Below are 16,857 nucleotides of genomic sequence, written 5' to 3'. Positions count from 1 at the left end.
AGACATTGGCTATAAAGATCCGAGCGACCATAATCAGTCTGAAAACAGATAGAGCTGCTTCTGGCGGTCTACAGCCTATCGGAGATGTGTTGGGCTGATAGGCTGTCGTCGGATTGCTCGTCCAAGACGGCCTCGAAGCGTTTCAATTCCTCTTGTAAAGAGCCTCTTTGGCGGAAGCTTTGTCCGCCGCGGTCATACCAGTTTTCGGCATCTTCTAGATCGCCTTCTTGCAGGTGCAGCAGACCGTGCAGCCACGCTGCGAGCAGGCCTTGTTGATGTTGCACGCGGTCATGCGCAGTGTTCCACTGGCCTTTCTGCATCAGAACGAGAATGTCCCGCAAATCGGTGAGAGATTCATTCATGACTGGTGCAACCGGCTGGTTATGGAAGCAGTGCCTGCTGCACAAGGTGGCTGTCGACGAATTGCTCCATGCTCAGGATCTTGCCTTCCTTGATGCGGTAGAGATGTGCAAAGCTCGCTCGCATAGTCTTGCCGGTTTTGCGATACATGCCTGAGTACACTCCGAAGGCAGCCACCTTGTCGCCATCGGCCAGATAGGTGTGAACCTTGGCGCTGTAGTCCTCCCACTCTGTGCTCAGGCGCTGAAACACTCCTGAAATGATTTGTTCGGGGCCAACATAGGTTCCCGCGTAGGGAAAACCGGCTGCCTCGGTCCAAGTAGCATTGGGTGCCAGTACCGCTAGCAGGTTCCGGCCGTTTTCTTCTGACGAGCCTTCGTAAGTCGCGCGAATGATGTCGAGGTTTGTGCTCATTGCTCAGTCTCCTTGGATCAGCCCCATTTCATTTCTCCCTTTGCCACCTTCGCACCGATTTGCAGCGCAGATGTCAAACCGGCATTGGGATAACGCTTGCTCATGGCTGCGATTAACGCATCTCCGTTAGCTGCCGTGGCCAGTTCTTGCTCGAAAGCGAGCAGGTATTCGCGGGTGTAGCTAACCGCGGATATGTCCAGCGCACCATTGGCGGATAGGTGGCCTGGTACTACAACAGTAGGCTTGCGTGCAGTGATAGCTTCTAGGTTCCTTACCCAGGCAGCGCGCGATGCGGGTGTCGGGGTGTCGGCTGTCCATACGTGCAGGCCTGAGAAAATCAGTACGCCACCAAATACGGCATTCAGTGAAGGTACCCAAAGGTAGCGACGGTTGTTCAGGCCTTGCGCTGCGACAATCTCAATCACGTTACCTTCCAGCGTCAGTGATGGGCCATCGAAGGGTTGAGGAAAGACAATGTCATCCAGTTTCAGTGGGCCGTTTTCCTTGAGCTGTGGAGACCAAGTGTCGATTTTCTTTTGTGCGTTGGCGTGGATGGCAGTGATCGTGTCGGTGGCTGCAATGACCTTGGCAGCTGGGAAGGCGGCCTTGATAGGTCCCAGGCTGAAGTAGTAATCAGGATCGCTTTGGCTGATGTAGATAGTTGTCAGTTGCTTGCCCGTGGCTTGAATGAACTGCGCCACAGCGCGGCCATCAGACAGCGAGAAGCCGCCATCGATGAGAATGGCTTCTTTATCACCTGAGAGAAGCACAGGGGCGCGGAAGAAGCCCTTGTCACCAGCGGAAAAGTGTTTCCATTGCAGATGGGATTTGCCAGTCTCTGTGGCGCAGCCCGCTAGTGTTGTGGCAGCAACAGCGATGGTCGCAGTTTGCACAAAGTTTCGACGGTTCATGATAGTGATCCTTGGGTAAAAACCGCAATGACTGAGATGGAATGGCAAACGCGCTTAGGCTGCGGCGAGCTGTTCGACGAAGGCCTGTGGGTTGGAGAAAGCCGTGCCGGGGTGCAGCAATTGGCGTTGCCCATTCGTGTCCAATATGAAGGTAGGTACTCCACGCGCACCGAATTGGTTCAGCAGTGCCTGGGCGCTAGCCACGCGGAGCTGATTTGCTGACAGCAATTCGTCATCGGGCCGAGCTAATCGTGCGGCAGCTTGTTGGAGACCCAAGGACTGCAGAACCTCAATCAGTGTGCTGGATTGCGTAATGTCTTTGCCGTGGATGTAACGTGCTTGTTGAATTGCCTTTAGGGCTTCAAACTCACGGTCAGCCGAAGTAATACTGACAGCAGTCAGTGCAATAGTAGCTGGGCCACTGTCGAACATCTGGCCGTGTTTGGCCAAAACTTCGTTGCGGTAGCGCTCGGTGAAGCGCTGGCCTGTAAGTCGTTCTATGCGCTGGTCATTGCTCCAGGCATAAGCGGCAAAGCTGTCATCAATTGGGCGTGCGCCCTTACCGGAGAACAAGCCACTAGGTAACAATTGGATTTGTATTTGCGCCTCCTTATCTACAGCAGCTACAGCTGCACCTGCGCCATAGCACCATCCGCAAAGAGGGTCGAACACGTAGTAGAGGGTCTTTGACATGTGTGGGCTCAATTTATTCAATACCGTGATCGTAGAAGCGAGTCATTGACAAATAAAGCCTGACCAAATAGATAGACCGTATGCCAAAAGCAAACAATTCAGAAGAATCTGGCCTGGGAAATTTTGCGAATCTCAATCGCATGGTCTACTTTGCTGCAGTTGTGGATACAGGTAGTTTTACGGCCGCTGCAGACAGACTTGGCATCACCAAGGCGGTCGTCAGTCAACAGGTCGCCAAACTGGAGCGTGAATTCAGAACTACGCTTTTAACGCGCACCACTCGAAAAGTGGTGCCTACCGATGCTGGTTTAAGCTTCTATCGACGGTGTGCGTTGATTCTCAAGGAGGCTGGTGATGCATTCGATGAGCTCGAAGATTCAGTGGAAGAGCCATCAGGCAGGCTGCGGTTGACCGCACCTCTGGACTACGGCATTCACGCTGTGGTGCCCGCTGTGACCAGCTTCGCGCAACGCTATCCACAATGTAAGGTGGACGTGGTACTGAGTGATCAATCGCTTGATCTGATGTCAGAGCAGATTGAGCTTGCCATTCGTGTTGGTTGGTTGACGGAACTCAATGTTCAGGCCCGCCAAATTGGAACCTTCAGACAGTTGCTGGTCGCTGCTCCCTCATTGCATCAACAAATGCCGCAACTGAACGAACCTAGGCAAATCGATAGCTTTCCCTTTGTCGCTAACACCGCATTGCGAGATCCCACGAATTGGAGCTTCTTGCACAATGAACTGGGGTATCAGAGTGTTCAGGTGCATCCGGTGATATCCCTGGATGCTTCGCTAGCAGTACGTGAAGCTGTGCGCCATGGAATAGGCTTGTCCGTTCTACCCGACTTTGCTGTTGCGGAAGACTTGGAAAGAGGAGTCCTCATACAAGTGCTCCCCCAGTGGCGGTTGCCATCTGGTGGAATCCATGCAGTGTTTCCAACTGCGAGGTTTCGACCCGCAAAGGTTCGAGCATTCGTGGAGTTACTCCAAGAACAGATCCGTAACAAGGTTTGTTAGGGGGCTGGTGTCATTGAGCTGCATAACCTGACTCTGTCAGTGACTTAGTGGAATGCAGACAGGGCGGCTTTTCTGATGCACAACCTGCTCGGAGAAACAATGATAAGAGGTATTTTTTGTATCAATGAAATGGGAGTTCAGCGCGGATACACGGCGTTGTTCGGGTGCTGCCATGTAAACGGATTGCCTTGGACCCGCTAACACAAGCATTGATACGTCGTTGCTTCGCCTTGTCGTACACCAGTACTGCCTGCGGCTTCGCGCCTAGTCTCAATGGCAAACCTTCGGTTTGCTGGGTAGTGTTAGTGGCTCTTAGTGATCTTTCTTGTTCAACACTCAAGAATGGACCGTGACTTTCTGGGAAAGTAAACCTAGCCTATAACCCGCATAAACAAAGGTGCACCGTACGCTATAGATCCCTGAGTGGGAGTGATTCAAAGTCTGGCACGGTCAGGCACCTAAAAGCTTAAGAAGCCACTAAGCCCGCGTCAATGCGGGCTTTTTTGTTTAAAGCAGTGCACACGATGACACAAGGTCATGTTCATCCACAGAAATTTGAAGTGCGGGACACCGATATCAAGAACTTGCAAGCGGGAGAAAAGTCTGTGTTTGCAATCTTGATGACGTTCCGTTTGTGGATGTGGGTGTCGTTCTGCTGTGTGTACGCCACAGCTGCAGTTTCGCTGATCACTTTGATGGCTTTTATCAGCTCATTTATTGATTAATGTCATTGCGTTCCATTGATTTGCTTGGGTGTTCCGTTTGTTGTTGCGAACGGTATTGGAGGAATGCAAAGCAGATGCTAAAAGAGTCAAAGACCGTCGATTCTTGAGTGAAAGGGAATTTCAAATGATGTTCGCTACAGACAAAACGGGCTGCTTGAGCCGTCGTGACATGTTCTCGTTGATTGGCAAGGTCGCAGGAGGTGCGGCCATGTACCAAGCCATGGGGAGTTTGGGCTTCGCCGCGGAGTCTTCCTATCGCGGTCCAGTAAAGCTGCAAGGGGCGAAGCCGGGGGCGACGGTGGTAGTGCTGGGGGCTGGTGTGGCAGGCATGGTGGCAGCTTACGAGTTACGTCAGGCTGGCTATAAGGTGAAGGTGCTGGAAAACAATCAGCGTGTGGGTGGACGCTGCTGGACACTGCGCGGTGGTGATGTGGTGGAAGAGTTGGGACACGAGCGACAGAACTGCACGTTCTCGGAGGGTGAATATTTCAATCCTGGCCCCTGGCGTATTCCATATCACCACCACGCAGTTCTGGACTATTGCAAACGACTTGGTGTTCAACTGGAACCATTCATTCAAACCAACTACAACGCTTTGGTGCATTCACAGAACGCTTTTGGCGGCAAGCCACAGCGTTACCGTGAGGTGCAAGCCGATTTCCATGGCTATGTGGCAGAGTTATTGGGCAAGGCTGCAATGCAAGGCAATCTGGATGCGGCGCTCACAAAGGAAGATAAAGAGAAGTTGCTGGAGTCACTGCGCAACTGGGGTGCTCTGGATGCTCAGATGCGATATGTGAAAGGGCAGCCTAGCAGTGAACGGCGCGGCTTTGACGTGACTCCTGGTGGTGGGTTGATGCCTCTGGCGCAACATTCGCAACCCATTGGCATGAGTGATCTGTTGAAGTCAGGGCTATGGGCACATCTATCCACAGCAAGTGGATTCAATTACCAATCAAGCATCTTCCAGCCCGTGGGCGGCATGGATATGATCGCCAAGGCCTTTGCCAAGAGTCTGGGGAGCGTGATTCAGCTTGGTGCGAAGGTGACAAAAATTGACCAGAATGCGTCTGGCGTGACCATCACCTACGAAGACCAGGCGCAAGGCGGAGCGGCGATGCAGGAGAAAGCGGATTGGTGTGTCTGTACGATTCCTCTGAGCATGCTGCGCAAGATCGACGTGCAGGTCAGTGCTCCCATGAAAGCTGCCATCAATGCAGTGCCATACGCGGGCTCCTACAAGGCTGGCTTGCAGTTCAAGCGCCGTTTCTGGGAGCAAGACGACATGATCTACGGCGGTATCACCTATACCGACCTGCCTTTGAGTGGCATCAGCTATCCATCCACGCGCTACGGTTCGAGTGGTCCTGGCGTATTGCTGGGTGCATATGCATTCGGACAGTTTGCCGATCGTTACGCGCAGATGGCTCCTACAGAGCGGATCAAGGAAGCTGTTGAGCTTGGAGCGAAGATCCACCCGCAGTACAAGGATGAATTTCAAAGTGGCGTTGCTGTGGGTTGGAAAAATCTGCCGTGGATTGAAGGCTGCTATGGCAACTGGAGCAACGATCTGCGCGCCAAGCATTATCAAACCCTGTGCGAAATTGATGGGCGCATTGTCTTGGCCGGCGAGCATGCCTCCTACATTCCGGCATGGCTGGAAGGGGCAGTGCTGTCGAGCCTTAATGCGATAGAACGCCTGCATGCCAAGGCGAGCGCATAAACCTGGGAGAGCGATGCCTGCCCTTATATAGAGGGCGGGCATCCGATGAAGTTTTCTCTTATGCCACCAACGAGACGGGGACAGTCATGAAAAGAATGTTGAAGCGTTTGGTCTTGCCGGGTTTGCTGGGTGTGTACGCAGCGACTGCCTGGTCGGCAGGAGCTATACCGGCCCAGACATTGGACTCCGGTGTAATTCGTCACGCCATTCCTGATTCAAACTTTCCCATTGCTGCAGCTGTAGAAGTACCTGCTTCTGCCAGCCTGGTTTATCTTTCGGGAACTGTGCCTCCAGTCATAGATGTTTCCCAGGCCAAGGACAGCGTGAAGGCCTACGGCGTTGATACAGAAGCACAAACATCCGGTGTGCTGTCTAGCATTCAGAAAAACCTGCAACGGCTGGGTTTGACCATGGGTGATGTGGTCAAGATGCAGGTCTATCTGGTTGGAGATCCAGCGAACAATGGACAAATGGACTTTGCAGGTTTTATGCGTGGTTACACACAGTTCTTTGGAACACAGGAGCAGCCCAATCTACCTGTACGCTCCGTCTTTCAGGTTGCGGGCCTGGCCAATCCCGGCTGGTTGGTGGAAATAGAAGTGGTGGCTGTTCGGAAAAGTCTGCATAACTGAAAGTGTGTGCAAACAGCTTGCAGTTGGGAAGCAAAAGTGAGGGGCTGAGTTTGCGCTGCAGTTGATTGGGCGCAGGGCTTGCGTACGCGTGGTAATGCGTACACAAGCATTTGTCAGCTTTGGGCCCGCCTATCAGAATGCCTGGAAACTGCCATACAGTTGCCAGGCATTTTGCGCAGGTGGTGAGCATAGGAGGATGCTTTGTCCTGCATATAGCGGCATCACTCATGCCCTAATGACTCAGTGGCTGAAGTCCAAACCCTGCTGCACTGACTCACGTCTGCGTTGGTCACGCTCATCAGGTGACATGGGTTTGCTGACGCGGTCTTCGATGTTTGCATCAGAGGCAGTGAAGGCGGGGAGCGGCGTGCGCGTGATCTCACCTTTAGGCAGATAGGATGGCTGTACCATGAAGTAAACGGCCAAAAATGCGACCGTGGCTGCAGCAATCCATACTTGTTTGCGCTGCCACGCCAAACCGAAACCCAGCAAACCAATCAGCCACGGCAAGAGGTTGAGCAGCAGGGTCATTTGCCAATACTCACCATTGGAGTAGCCTCGCCCAAGGTTGTTGTGGGCAGTCGGCCGTCCCACTTTTCGATCCAGGCGCGTTCGTTTTCCAGTTTGCGCAGTTGCAGCACGCGTGCATCCACTGACTGGGCGAGCACCGATTGGGAGAGCGCTTCAGTCTCTGCCTTCTCCTTTTCAATCGCACGTTGCAGGCGGGCTTCTTGCAATTGCCGCTCCAGTTGCGCTTTGGAAATATTGAGCTGTGCTTCCTCTTGCTGGATGGCTTCCCGGCGTTCTGCCGCAGCCTCCTGTGCCTTGGTAATGATTTCAGGGTATTTGAAGTTGGTGATGCCTACGTAACGCACGGCAAAGGGGGTGCGTGCCTCAATGGCATTGCTCAGTTGAAGGCGCAAATCCGCATTGATTCTTTCGTTGCTCGATGCAATTTCACTGATGGAGAACTTGCTCAGATATTCACGGACTTCGGCCTGGATAATCTGGCTTGCATACGTTCGGTATACCTGCTCATTGGCGATGGTGGAGAGGTAGTCTGTATCAGCCTGCGGTGATATGGCGGTGAAGAGTTCACCGGTCTTTTTCGGATTGATGCTCAATGTTGCACGGATGGCAACTTCCAGGTTGAGTTTGTCTTCGGGAATGAAGATCGTCAGTGTTTCTTGGTAGGCCTTGTCCGAGACATCCAGCAGTACCAGCCGATCACAGTAGGCCCAGCACATGGGCAGACGGAATTTGGAGGTTGGAATCAAATTTTCCTGGTAACCATCCTTGGTCATGATTTTGCCCACATGGGCAGGCGGAACCTCAACTTTTTGGCCGCATGCAGCCAGTAACAAAGCGCAGGCCAATGGTGCCAGCATTTTTTTGTAATTTACTTTTGTATTCACGAATTGCCGCCTCCCTCTGCAGCATCAAGCTGGCGATTCAACCAAAGCAGGCCACAGCTTGCAAGCGATGTAACGCAAGGAAACGATGGATTGCGACAGACGATGGCATAGCCACACGCGTTAGCAACTCAACTATGCACATTGCCAATTCGGCAGGGGCTAACTCTCTACAATTTCGTTTCAACTCATTCATTGAACTGCTGGTGCATTGCAGTGCTTGTGTTGAGGCGGTACCGGATCTACGGGAACGAAACCGGGCTGTCACACTCGTTAAACACCATGCGCTTGTTTGCTTCTGTATCTGATTTTTTCCGAGATAACTATCCGTCCTCCGAACGCCTGGGGGTGCCCGTGGCGCGCTGGCGGCAGAGTCTTTATCGCACGGTGTTTGAGACGAACACCGAAATGGGCAAGCGTTTTGAGCGCCGTCTGACGCTGGCCATTGTGTTGAGCTTGTGCGTGGTGATTGCACACAGCATCCCCTCCATTGCGGGACATTGGCAGCTTTACTATCTGCTGCGAGCACTGGAGTGGATATTCACAGTGGGCTTTACGGTGGAGTATGTGCTGCGCTTGATTTCGGTGCGCCATCCCTTGCGGTACGCCCTGAGTTTTTATGGACTGGTAGATTTGTTGTCTGTGGTGCCCACATACCTCAGCATCTTTTTTCCGGAAGCGCATTTTCTGGCATCAGTGCGGGCGTTGCGCTTGGTGCGCACCTTCCATATCTTTCCCATTTTCCGCAATTTCCTGAACGAGTATTTGATGCTTGGGCAAGCGCTCAAGGCCAGTGCACGCAAGATATTTGTTTTTCTGAGTGTGGTGGCGTTGATCGTGTTCGTGATGGGAACACTCATGTACGTGATTGAGGGGCCGGAAAATGGTTTCACCAGCGTGCCAACTGGTATTTATTGGGCTATCTCTACAGTCACAACCGTGGGCTACGGTGATGTGACACCGTCCACAGCCGTGGGCCGCATCTTTGCATCGATCATGATGTTGTTAGGCTGGGGAGTGCTGGCGGTGCCAACAGGAATTGTGGGGGCTGAGCTGTCGCGCAATGCGGGCACCAAAGCCCGACTCAAAGGCGTGGATTGCGAGGTTTGTGGTCTGGGACGGCACGAAGACGACTCACGTTACTGCCGTCGTTGTGGATCGCGGTTGGTCTTGGGTGGAGCTGCACGGCCTGGTGCAGATGTCAAAGCTGCTTCTGCAACGCAACCTAAGACTGCAGTGGCCTCCGATGCATCCCAAGTGAAAACGAGTCCTGAGCCTGAAACAGCGTAGCAGTCTTTGGGATTGATGCGGAGGTCTTTGCTAGACCTGCCGGCCAAACGTTCGCGCTTCGATAATTTCGGTTAACTTGGGCTGCTTAGCCTGTCTTTCAGACTTATACCGAACACCTTGTATGGAGTGAAAAATGTTGTTTGATGCATATTGTTTGGGAGCAATGAATTTGCCGAACCGTCTGGTTCTGCCCCCCGATGACGCGTTCGCGTGCAGGTCAAGGTGATGTGGCGACGGAGTTGATGGCGGAGTATTACGCGCAACGTGCCAGCGCAGGTCTGATCATTAGCGAAGGTACCCAAATCAGTCCTGAAGGGCAGGGCTATGCCTGGACTCCTGGCATTTACAGCGCTGATCAAATTGCAGGCTGGAAAAAAGTCACTGATGCAGTCCACGCCAAAGGCGGACGCATGTTTGCTCAGCTGTGGCATGTGGGGCGCATATCGCATGTGGATTTGCAGCCCAATGGTGCACAGCCCGTGTCTTCGTCAGCGTTGTTGGCGCAAGGTGTGAAAGTATTTGTTGATCCGCAGGGCAAAGGGCCGCAAGCAGGTGTGGGCACCATGGTGCAGCACAGCCTGCCACGTGCTCTGCGCGCAGATGAAATTCCTGCCATCGTGGAGCAATATGCGCAAGTGGGACGCAACGCGTTGTCAGCTGGGTTCGATGGAGTCGAGTTGCATGCAGCCAATGGCTATCTCATCAATCAGTTCATTGACTCACAAGCGAACCTGCGCACAGATGCCTATGGTGGCACGCTCCAGAAACGCTTGCGCTTTTTGCAAGAGGTGGTGGAAGCTGTGATTGCTGTCTGCGGTAAGGAGCGTGTGGGTGTGCGCTTGGCTCCCTTAACCACGCTCAATGGTGCAGTGGATGACACACCGCAGGCCACCTACCTGGCCGCAGCCAAAGTGCTGGATGATTTGGGCGTAGCCTACATCCATATTGCAGAGGTGGATTGGGATGATGCGCCCGAGATGCCCGTGGCCTTCAAGCAGGCACTGCGCATCATCTACAGCGGAACGCTAATTTACGCAGGCAGATACACCAAGGATAAAGCGGAAGCGGCTTTGCATGCCGGGTGGGCGGATCTGATTGGTTTTGGCCGCACATACATCGCCAATCCAGACTTGCCAGAGCGCCTGCAACAGGAGTTGGTGCTGAATGAGCCGGATGCGAGCACCTTTTTTGGTGGTGGAGCCAAGGGGCTGACTGACTACCCTTTTGCAAAGGCTTGATGGCTGTTGCAAGCATTCGTGGCAACATAGGCGTTTTGCAAGTTGGGTCAGGAGAGCAAGATGAAGCAATGGCTGTGGGCAGCGACGGGAGCATTGGTGCTGGCGGGGTGTGCCAGTTCGGGCAAAAACGGCAACCCCGAGGGTGTTCAGGTGCACGTGGACAATGCCAAGCGTGTGACCACAATTGAATTTGCCCCCAAGCTGGTGGACTGTGGCCGTACACTGCATTGCCCCACACTGGGTGCGCGCTGGAGCAGCGAAACGCCTAATCGTGCAACGTTGTTGGTTGGGACATGGGGTGGTGCCGCCAAAGTGCAAGCCATTGAGTTCCATGCGCGTCCACACGCACCATTGCGTGTGAGCTCTTTGGCCAAAGAGGGTACGGACTTGCCGGGTGTGACCGCCTTTGTGGTGCCCATGGACACCATAGAGCGTGTGGCGCTGGGGCGTTCTGCCTGGGTGCGTGTACGCACGGATGGCGGAGACATTGAAGAAAACATGTATACCGGAGAGCGCAGCAGCCCAGCATCCCATGCGTTCAAGCGTCTTGTCTACGAAGCTTACAAAGGCACAGATAAAGAGTTTTCTCTGGGTCTGACGGGGATCTTTGCCGATAAGCCCTACGAGCCGAACCTCGGAAAGTGAGAATGCGTGTAGCCAAATCTGGCATTTATGCATAAAGGCTTTGCAGCTGAGTTGCTGCAAAGCCTTGTTTTTTGTCGAGGTGCGGCGCGTGGCTGGACACAGCTTGCACGGTCATGCCAGATGAGAAAACGGCATGGTTTTAGCCGTTGCTTTGGCGGAAGCATCGCTATTTCAGGCATCATTGTGGGTTAGCCCTAGGGCTGCCGATATAACCAAAGCATCTTATTACTTGAGTATTGCATCTTTGGTTTTTTTATATCTGCGCTTTACATTTCAACATCTTATTTTTTCAGAGCACGTTGCCAGCCTTAAAGCGTTGCGCGTGCTGTAGCGAATTACATGATCGACATTCGGGATTTGTCCCTGACTTACCAAGGCTCGAAAGGGCCGGTCGAAGCGCTCAAGCACATCAATCTGCGTATTGAGAATGGTGAAATCTTCGGCATCATTGGCCGCTCAGGAGCCGGCAAGAGCTCGCTGGTGCGATGCATCAACCTGCTCAATCGCCCTACATCGGGGCAGATGATTGTCGATGGACGCGACCTGATGACGCTCAGCGATGCGCAGTTGCGTGCCGCCCGACACGAAATCGGTATGGTGTTCCAGCACTTCAACCTGTTGTCGTCGCGTACGGTGTATGACAATGCAGCCCTGCCACTGGAATTGGCTGGCATGTCCAAGGCCGATATCAAAAAACGTATCGACCCGCTGTTGGAACTGGTAGGTTTGGCACACTTGGCAGACCGTTACCCAGCGCAGATTTCTGGCGGGCAAAAGCAGCGCGTGGGTATTGCGCGAGCTCTTGCTTCCAATCCCAAGGTCCTGCTCAGTGATGAAGCGACTTCTGCTCTTGACCCTGAAACCACACGATCCATTTTGGATTTGCTGCGCAAGGTTAACCGAGAGCTGGGCGTGACGGTGGTGCTGATTACGCACCAGATGCAAGTAATCAAGCAGATTGCGGACCGCGTGGCTGTGATTGATGCCGGGCAGATTGCTGAAATGGGTTCGGTTATCGAGGTGTTTACCCAACCCAAGCAAGCCATTACCAAGAGCTTGATCGACGAGATCGTTCCGCAAGAGCTGCCAACCAGCGTGCTGGACCGTGTACGTGCCCTGGCCGGTAAATTGCCAGTGGGACAAAGTGGTCAGTTGCTGCGTTTGTCGTATGCCGGCGAAAGCGCTTATGAGCCTATCTTGTCGCACCTCATCCGCACACTTGGGTTGGATCTGTCCATTCTGCACGGGCAGATTGATGAGATTCAGGAGCAGACATTTGGTTCTTTGGCGGTATATGCCAGCGGTGATTCTGCCCAGATTGAAGAAGCAATTGCCCACTTGAAGAGCAGTGGTGTGGTGGTGCAAGTGGTTGAAGTGAAGGGCTAAGCGATGTTCGAGAATTTTTCCGAAATGATGATCGAGTTGTTCATCGACTCTTTCTGGGAAACGCTGATCATGGTGGGCATCTCGGGCCTGCTGGGTGGCATTATTGGTATCCCGCTGGGTGTGTTTTTGCGTCTGACCGATAAAGGCGGTGTGCTGGAGAATGCACCACTGAACAATACGGTGGGCTGGGTGGTGAATGCGGTGCGCTCCACGCCATTCATCATCTTGCTGGTGGCTATCATTCCTTTCACCCGCTTGATCACCGGCTCTTCGATCGGGACATGGGCCGCTGTGGTGCCGTTGACCATTGCTGCCGCTCCATTTATTGCGCGTTTGGTGGAAACATCGCTGCGCGAGGTGGATAACGGTTTGGTCGAAGCTGCCCAATCCATGGGGGCCACCACCAGCCAGATCGTTTGGAAAGTGCTGCTGCCTGAGGCCATGCCCGGCATTGTGGCGGGGCTGACCATCAGCTTCGTGAGCCTGACAGGTTACTCGGCCATGGCTGGTGCTATTGGTGGTGGTGGGCTGGGGGATTTGGGTATCCGTTATGGCTATCAGCGATTCCTGCCTGACATCATGCTGGCCGTAGTGATCATCCTGATCTTCTTTGTGCAAGCCATTCAAAGTTTCGGCGACTGGATTGTGCGCCGCATCAGCCATAAGTAATTGACCCTGAAGGTGGATGCCAAGCCCGCTGGCGCGTAGCTAGCGGGCTTTTTTTGTAGCCACTTGCCAAGGAGTGCTGTGTATCAAGCAGTTGTTTGGCACTGCTTGCGTTGGCCACAAGCAAGCGCAATGTCATCGCCTCAGTGGGACTTAGCTGCCGCTGGGTCTGAGCGGGTGCCAAGATGGCGACGTGCTGATGGTCGAAAATGGCCGCAACGCATGAATGCGCTGCTGCATAAATGGCAAAAAAAGACCCGGGTCAAGGCCCGGGCCAAGAGTGACAGCTTGCACATCAAACGCCGTATAAGCGGCTTGTGCGGATGAAGTCGGGTTGGCTACAGATCGTCAGAGTGATGATGCTGTGGAGCCGCCTTGCGGAAGCCCTTGGTCAGCCATGCGAGGTACACAATTCCAATGGCGGCCCAGGCGATCCCTGCCTTGAGCGATGTATCTTCAACCTCCAGCCACAGTGCACCAATGGAGATGAAGCCCAGCAGCGGCACGACGAAGAAGTTCAGAAAGTCCTTGGGTGTCTTCAGGCGGCCATCACGGAAGCCATAACTGCAGATCACCGACAGGTTCACGAAGCTGAATGCTGTCAAGGCGCCGAAAGAGATGAGGGCCACCACAAACTCCAGGCTCAGGAAACCTGCGGTCAGACAGATGACACCTGCCAGCCAGATGTTGAACGCCGGAGTGAAGCTCTTGGGGCTGATATAGCCAAAGAACTTCTTGGGCAGCACGCCATCACGGCCCATCACATACATCAGACGCGACACACCTGCATGGGCAGAGATGCCGGAAGCCATCACAGTAATGATGGCAAAGCTCAGCACTACGGATTGGAAAAAGGCACCGCCAACCAGCAGCAAGATTTCGGGCTGGGTTTCATCGACCAACTCAAAGTACTGCTCGGGGTTGCCTGGGAAGTACAGCTGCATGAAGTAGGTTGAAGCGATGAAGATCAAGCCAGAGATCAGGGCAGTCAGGAAGATGGCGCGAGGCAACGTCTTCTTGGTGTCCTTGGTTTCTTCCGCCAGCGAGCTCAGCGAGTCAAAGCCGGTGAAGGAGAAGCACAAGATGGTGGCGCCAGTGATCAGTGCGCCAATTTCGGTGGAAGCACTCCAGAAAGGGTTAAAGCTCCACAGCGCATCGGCGCCTTGCTCGGTGATATTGCCCAGTGCGTTCTCACCAGCATGCAGTTTGCTGTAAATGAGGTAAGTGAAGAAGCCAATGATCAGGATCTGCAACAGCACGATCAGGCTGTTGAAGTTGGCTACGAAGCGCACGCCTCGCAGGTTGATGCCAACCATCAGTAGCGACAGGCCGATGATCCATACCCAATGATTCACATCAGGGAACAGTTCTTTGAGGTAGATATTGGCCAGCAGGATGTTCACCATTGGCGACATCAGATAGTCCAGCAAAGAAGACCAGCCCACCATAAATCCCGCATTGGGGTGGATGGACTTTTGCACATAGGTGTACGCAGAACCCGAAGAAGGGTGTTTGCGGATCATGTGACCGTAGCTGATAGACGTCAGCAGCACGGCGATCAACGCAATCATGTAAGACGTGGGTACGTGCTGCAGGCTGTCTCGCGACACCATGCCGAACGTATCCAGCAGCGTCATGGGCTGGATATAGGCCAGGCCGATGATGATGACTTGCCACAGGACAAGTGTCTTTTGGAGTTTGGCGACTCCATGGGAATCATGATGGGTGGTCAATTTACTTCTACCTCTTTAAAGATCAAGGAGCGATGAACTCGGGTGGCTTCGCCTTGGGGCGATCAGGACGCTGTGTCATAAGCAGCTCGTGGTTGGAAAAACGGTGTGTACTTCTGTCAGGCATAAAAAGTGGCCTCTGAGGGCCTGTTTTCTTCATCGGTATCGCTGCTTTGCACACTCCATCGTTCAATGGAACACCAAAGCAGCGATGTAAAAGCCCCGCTACGAATTGACGCATAGCGGGGCTTTGAAGTCGCTATCGTGCGTGTACGGTCTATGCACTTCCGTTGGAGTGCTGACGCATGCGCGCGCGATTCGGGGCGGATTCTAGCATCATGGCTAGGCCCTGCAGCTGTCCTTCAAAGTCCTAATTTGTCGCTCAAGGAATTGCCGTGCCGATGATTGCTTACGATGGCGTCTGCAGCAGGTGCAGCAGGGCGCTTGACGGTGCCCGAGAAGCAGCAACTACGCATAAAAAAGCCCTTGGCTGTGACCAAGGGCTTGCATGATTCGTGCCTGATTTGTGAGTACTTAGAAGCCTGTGAGCACCGATCCCTGGAACTGCTTTGCCACGAAGTTGCGAGTGGATTCGGATTGATAGGCCTTGGTCAGTTTGACAGCCCAAGGCTGGTTTACATCAGTCTCGCGTACAGCCAGGATGTTGACGTAAGGACCGTCTGCTCGCTCCAGTGCAATCGCATCCTTCTTGGGATTCAGGCCCGCAGACATGGCAAAGTTGGTGTTGATGGCCGATGCATCCAAGTCATCCAGCGAGCGGGGTAGTTGCGCTGCATCCAGCTCTACAAAACGCAGCTTCTTGGGGTTCTCTACCACATCCAAGGGTGTCGCTTTCAGGCCGGCGTTGGGCTTGAGCTTGATCAGGCCTTGCTCCTGCAGCAGCAGCAGCACGCGACCACCGTTGGTGGGATCGTTGGGAATACCGAATTTGGCGCCTGGCTTGAGTTCGCTCAACTGCTTGACCTTCTTCGAGTACAGGCCGATAGGGAAGTTGACGGTATTTGCCAGCTTGACGAGCTTGTATCCGCGATCCTTGACCTGTGCTTCCAGATAGGGGGCGTGTTGGTAGCTGTTGGCTTGCAGATCACCGGAAGCCAAGGCTGCATTTGGCTGTACGTAATCGCTGAATTCGATGATCTGGATGGTCAGGCCGTCTTTGGCGGCAACCCGCTTGACGTGTTCCAGAATTTGGGCGTGTGGGCCTGCGGTAACACCTACCTTGATAGTGTCTTGCGCATGTACGCTGAATGCACCGGCTGTAGCGACAGCCAGTGCAGCTTGTATAAATAGACGTTTGTTGAGCATCTCAATCTCACAAAAAATAGATGCCTGACTGTAATGCGGCTCTCATATGTTCTGGGAGAATATATTTTTATTTTTATATAACTTTTCGATATGAGATGCTTCGTCTGTACAGAAGCTTTTTAGATGCTGTATTCAGGAGCGGTGTGTTTGGGTAGTGCCATGACGCGATAGGCGACGACATCCAAAGCAGGGTAGCTGATGTCTTGGCGATCCGTCCATACCTTGGGAGTGATGGGGCCCACCAAAGACACGACATCACCTTCAAGTAAATCACGCAATTGGCTGCAAGGCACAGGGTCAAAAGCAACTACGTTTACAAAAAGGCTACTGGGGCCGTCGCCAGTATTGGCACGCAAGCCTCCATCTCCTACTGTGGCACGCATACGGGCCACCATGAATGTCTTGCCAAATCGATCTGTGCGTTCACTGGGGTCTGTTGTCAAACGTCCGGTAATCAAACCTTCAATCATTTTTCTTGAGCTCTTTGCTACCTGTATGTTCAGGGAAAAATAAAAAAATAAAAAACAAAAAGGGCTAACAGCGAACTGTTAGCCCTTCTCTATATCAATGGTCGGCGTGGCGGGATTCGAACTCGCGACCCCTTGCACCCCATGCAAGTGCGCTACCAGGCTGCGCTACACGCCGACAAGACCTAGATTATATGCCGAAAAAATGCCTCTTGGAAAG

General features: G+C 53.3%; 18 protein-coding genes, 1 tRNA gene and 1 pseudogene. 10 read left to right on the top strand and 10 right to left on the bottom strand.

Annotation, left to right across the window (positions count from 1 at the left end):
* Window positions 1-68 precede the first annotated feature (68 nt).
* From QEP11_RS03670 to QEP11_RS03655, 4 genes are read right to left on the bottom strand one after another with little or no spacing between them, the layout of a single operon-like run.
* Complete coding sequence (locus tag QEP11_RS03670) at window positions 69-362, bottom strand: hypothetical protein (RefSeq protein ID WP_284335250.1); 294 nt, start codon at window positions 360-362, stop codon at window positions 69-71.
* A 19-nt stretch (window positions 363-381) separates the two neighbouring features.
* Window positions 382-774, bottom strand: coding sequence for a nuclear transport factor 2 family protein (locus QEP11_RS03665; RefSeq protein ID WP_284335249.1), 393 nt, complete (start codon window positions 772-774; stop codon window positions 382-384).
* Window positions 775-791: 17 nt separating this feature from the next.
* A complete protein-coding gene (locus QEP11_RS03660; protein ID WP_284335336.1) occupies window positions 792-1,688 on the bottom strand; it encodes an MBL fold metallo-hydrolase in 897 nt (298 codons plus the stop codon).
* 51 nt (window positions 1,689-1,739) lie between these two features.
* Window positions 1,740-2,378: a DsbA family protein gene (locus QEP11_RS03655; protein WP_284335248.1), complete on the bottom strand. Its 639-nt coding sequence runs from the start codon at window positions 2,376-2,378 to the stop codon at window positions 1,740-1,742.
* An 80-nt stretch (window positions 2,379-2,458) separates the two neighbouring features.
* On the opposite strand from QEP11_RS03655, the gene QEP11_RS03650 reads away from it, so the two are divergent.
* From QEP11_RS03650 to QEP11_RS03635, 4 genes are all read left to right on the top strand, one after another.
* Window positions 2,459-3,397, top strand: a complete 939-nt coding sequence (locus tag QEP11_RS03650) for a LysR family transcriptional regulator (protein ID WP_284335247.1) — start codon at window positions 2,459-2,461, stop codon at window positions 3,395-3,397.
* Window positions 3,398-3,921: 524 nt separating this feature from the next.
* Window positions 3,922-4,122 (top strand): hypothetical protein, encoded by a 201-nt coding sequence (locus QEP11_RS03645; RefSeq protein ID WP_284335246.1) that lies wholly within the window; start codon window positions 3,922-3,924, stop codon window positions 4,120-4,122.
* 127 nt (window positions 4,123-4,249) lie between these two features.
* Window positions 4,250-5,845 (top strand): flavin monoamine oxidase family protein, encoded by a 1,596-nt coding sequence (locus QEP11_RS03640; protein ID WP_413788674.1) that lies wholly within the window; start codon window positions 4,250-4,252, stop codon window positions 5,843-5,845.
* 86 nt (window positions 5,846-5,931) lie between these two features.
* Window positions 5,932-6,477 (top strand): RidA family protein, encoded by a 546-nt coding sequence (locus QEP11_RS03635; RefSeq protein ID WP_284335243.1) that lies wholly within the window; start codon window positions 5,932-5,934, stop codon window positions 6,475-6,477.
* Between the two features lie 240 nt (window positions 6,478-6,717).
* Here the strand turns inward: QEP11_RS03635 and QEP11_RS03630 are convergent, their stop codons facing one another.
* Together QEP11_RS03630 and QEP11_RS03625 are read right to left on the bottom strand one after the other, a co-directional pair.
* Window positions 6,718-7,008, bottom strand: coding sequence for a hypothetical protein (locus tag QEP11_RS03630; protein ID WP_284335242.1), 291 nt, complete (start codon window positions 7,006-7,008; stop codon window positions 6,718-6,720).
* Window positions 7,005-7,892, bottom strand: coding sequence for an SPFH domain-containing protein (locus QEP11_RS03625; RefSeq protein ID WP_284335241.1), 888 nt, complete (start codon window positions 7,890-7,892; stop codon window positions 7,005-7,007). Before QEP11_RS03625 ends, QEP11_RS03630 begins: the two co-directional genes overlap by 4 nt.
* A gap of 279 nt (window positions 7,893-8,171) precedes the next feature.
* Between QEP11_RS03625 and QEP11_RS03620 the strand changes: the two genes are divergently transcribed.
* The 6 genes and pseudogenes from QEP11_RS03620 (at window position 8,172) to QEP11_RS03595 (ending at window position 13,117) form a co-directional block, all read left to right on the top strand.
* The gene (locus tag QEP11_RS03620; protein WP_284335240.1) at window positions 8,172-9,179 is read left to right on the top strand and encodes an ion transporter; all 1,008 of its coding nucleotides are present in this window, start codon (window positions 8,172-8,174) and stop codon (window positions 9,177-9,179) included.
* Between the two features lie 133 nt (window positions 9,180-9,312).
* Window positions 9,313-10,417: pseudogene (locus QEP11_RS03615) on the top strand (alkene reductase).
* Window positions 10,418-10,477: 60 nt separating this feature from the next.
* Window positions 10,478-11,062, top strand: a complete 585-nt coding sequence (locus QEP11_RS03610; protein ID WP_284335239.1) for a hypothetical protein — start codon at window positions 10,478-10,480, stop codon at window positions 11,060-11,062.
* A gap of 133 nt (window positions 11,063-11,195) precedes the next feature.
* On the top strand, window positions 11,196-11,393 hold the full coding sequence (locus tag QEP11_RS03605) for a hypothetical protein (RefSeq protein WP_284335238.1): 198 nt from the start codon (window positions 11,196-11,198) through the stop codon (window positions 11,391-11,393).
* A gap of 8 nt (window positions 11,394-11,401) precedes the next feature.
* On the top strand, window positions 11,402-12,448 hold the full coding sequence (locus tag QEP11_RS03600) for a methionine ABC transporter ATP-binding protein (RefSeq protein WP_284335237.1): 1,047 nt from the start codon (window positions 11,402-11,404) through the stop codon (window positions 12,446-12,448).
* A gap of 3 nt (window positions 12,449-12,451) precedes the next feature.
* Window positions 12,452-13,117: a methionine ABC transporter permease gene (locus tag QEP11_RS03595; protein WP_284335236.1), complete on the top strand. Its 666-nt coding sequence runs from the start codon at window positions 12,452-12,454 to the stop codon at window positions 13,115-13,117.
* Between the two features lie 335 nt (window positions 13,118-13,452).
* Here QEP11_RS03595 and QEP11_RS03590 read toward each other — a convergent pair whose 3' ends face one another.
* The 4 genes from QEP11_RS03590 to QEP11_RS03575 form a co-directional block, all read right to left on the bottom strand.
* A complete protein-coding gene (locus QEP11_RS03590; protein ID WP_284335235.1) occupies window positions 13,453-14,847 on the bottom strand; it encodes an APC family permease in 1,395 nt (464 codons plus the stop codon).
* Window positions 14,848-15,378: 531 nt separating this feature from the next.
* Entirely contained in the window at window positions 15,379-16,170 is a 792-nt protein-coding gene (locus QEP11_RS03585; protein ID WP_284335234.1) for a MetQ/NlpA family ABC transporter substrate-binding protein, read from the bottom strand.
* A 119-nt stretch (window positions 16,171-16,289) separates the two neighbouring features.
* Entirely contained in the window at window positions 16,290-16,640 is a 351-nt protein-coding gene (locus QEP11_RS03580; RefSeq protein ID WP_284335233.1) for a single-stranded DNA-binding protein, read from the bottom strand.
* A 98-nt stretch (window positions 16,641-16,738) separates the two neighbouring features.
* Window positions 16,739-16,815: transfer RNA gene (locus QEP11_RS03575), tRNA-Pro, on the bottom strand.
* Window positions 16,816-16,857 lie beyond the last annotated feature (42 nt).

It is taken from the genome of Comamonas halotolerans, assembly GCF_030162935.1.
In the GTDB taxonomy this organism is placed as follows: domain Bacteria; phylum Pseudomonadota; class Gammaproteobacteria; order Burkholderiales; family Burkholderiaceae_C; genus Comamonas; species Comamonas halotolerans.
The sequence above is the reverse complement of the archived record's forward strand: the minus strand, read 5'-3'. Positions and strand labels throughout refer to the sequence as shown.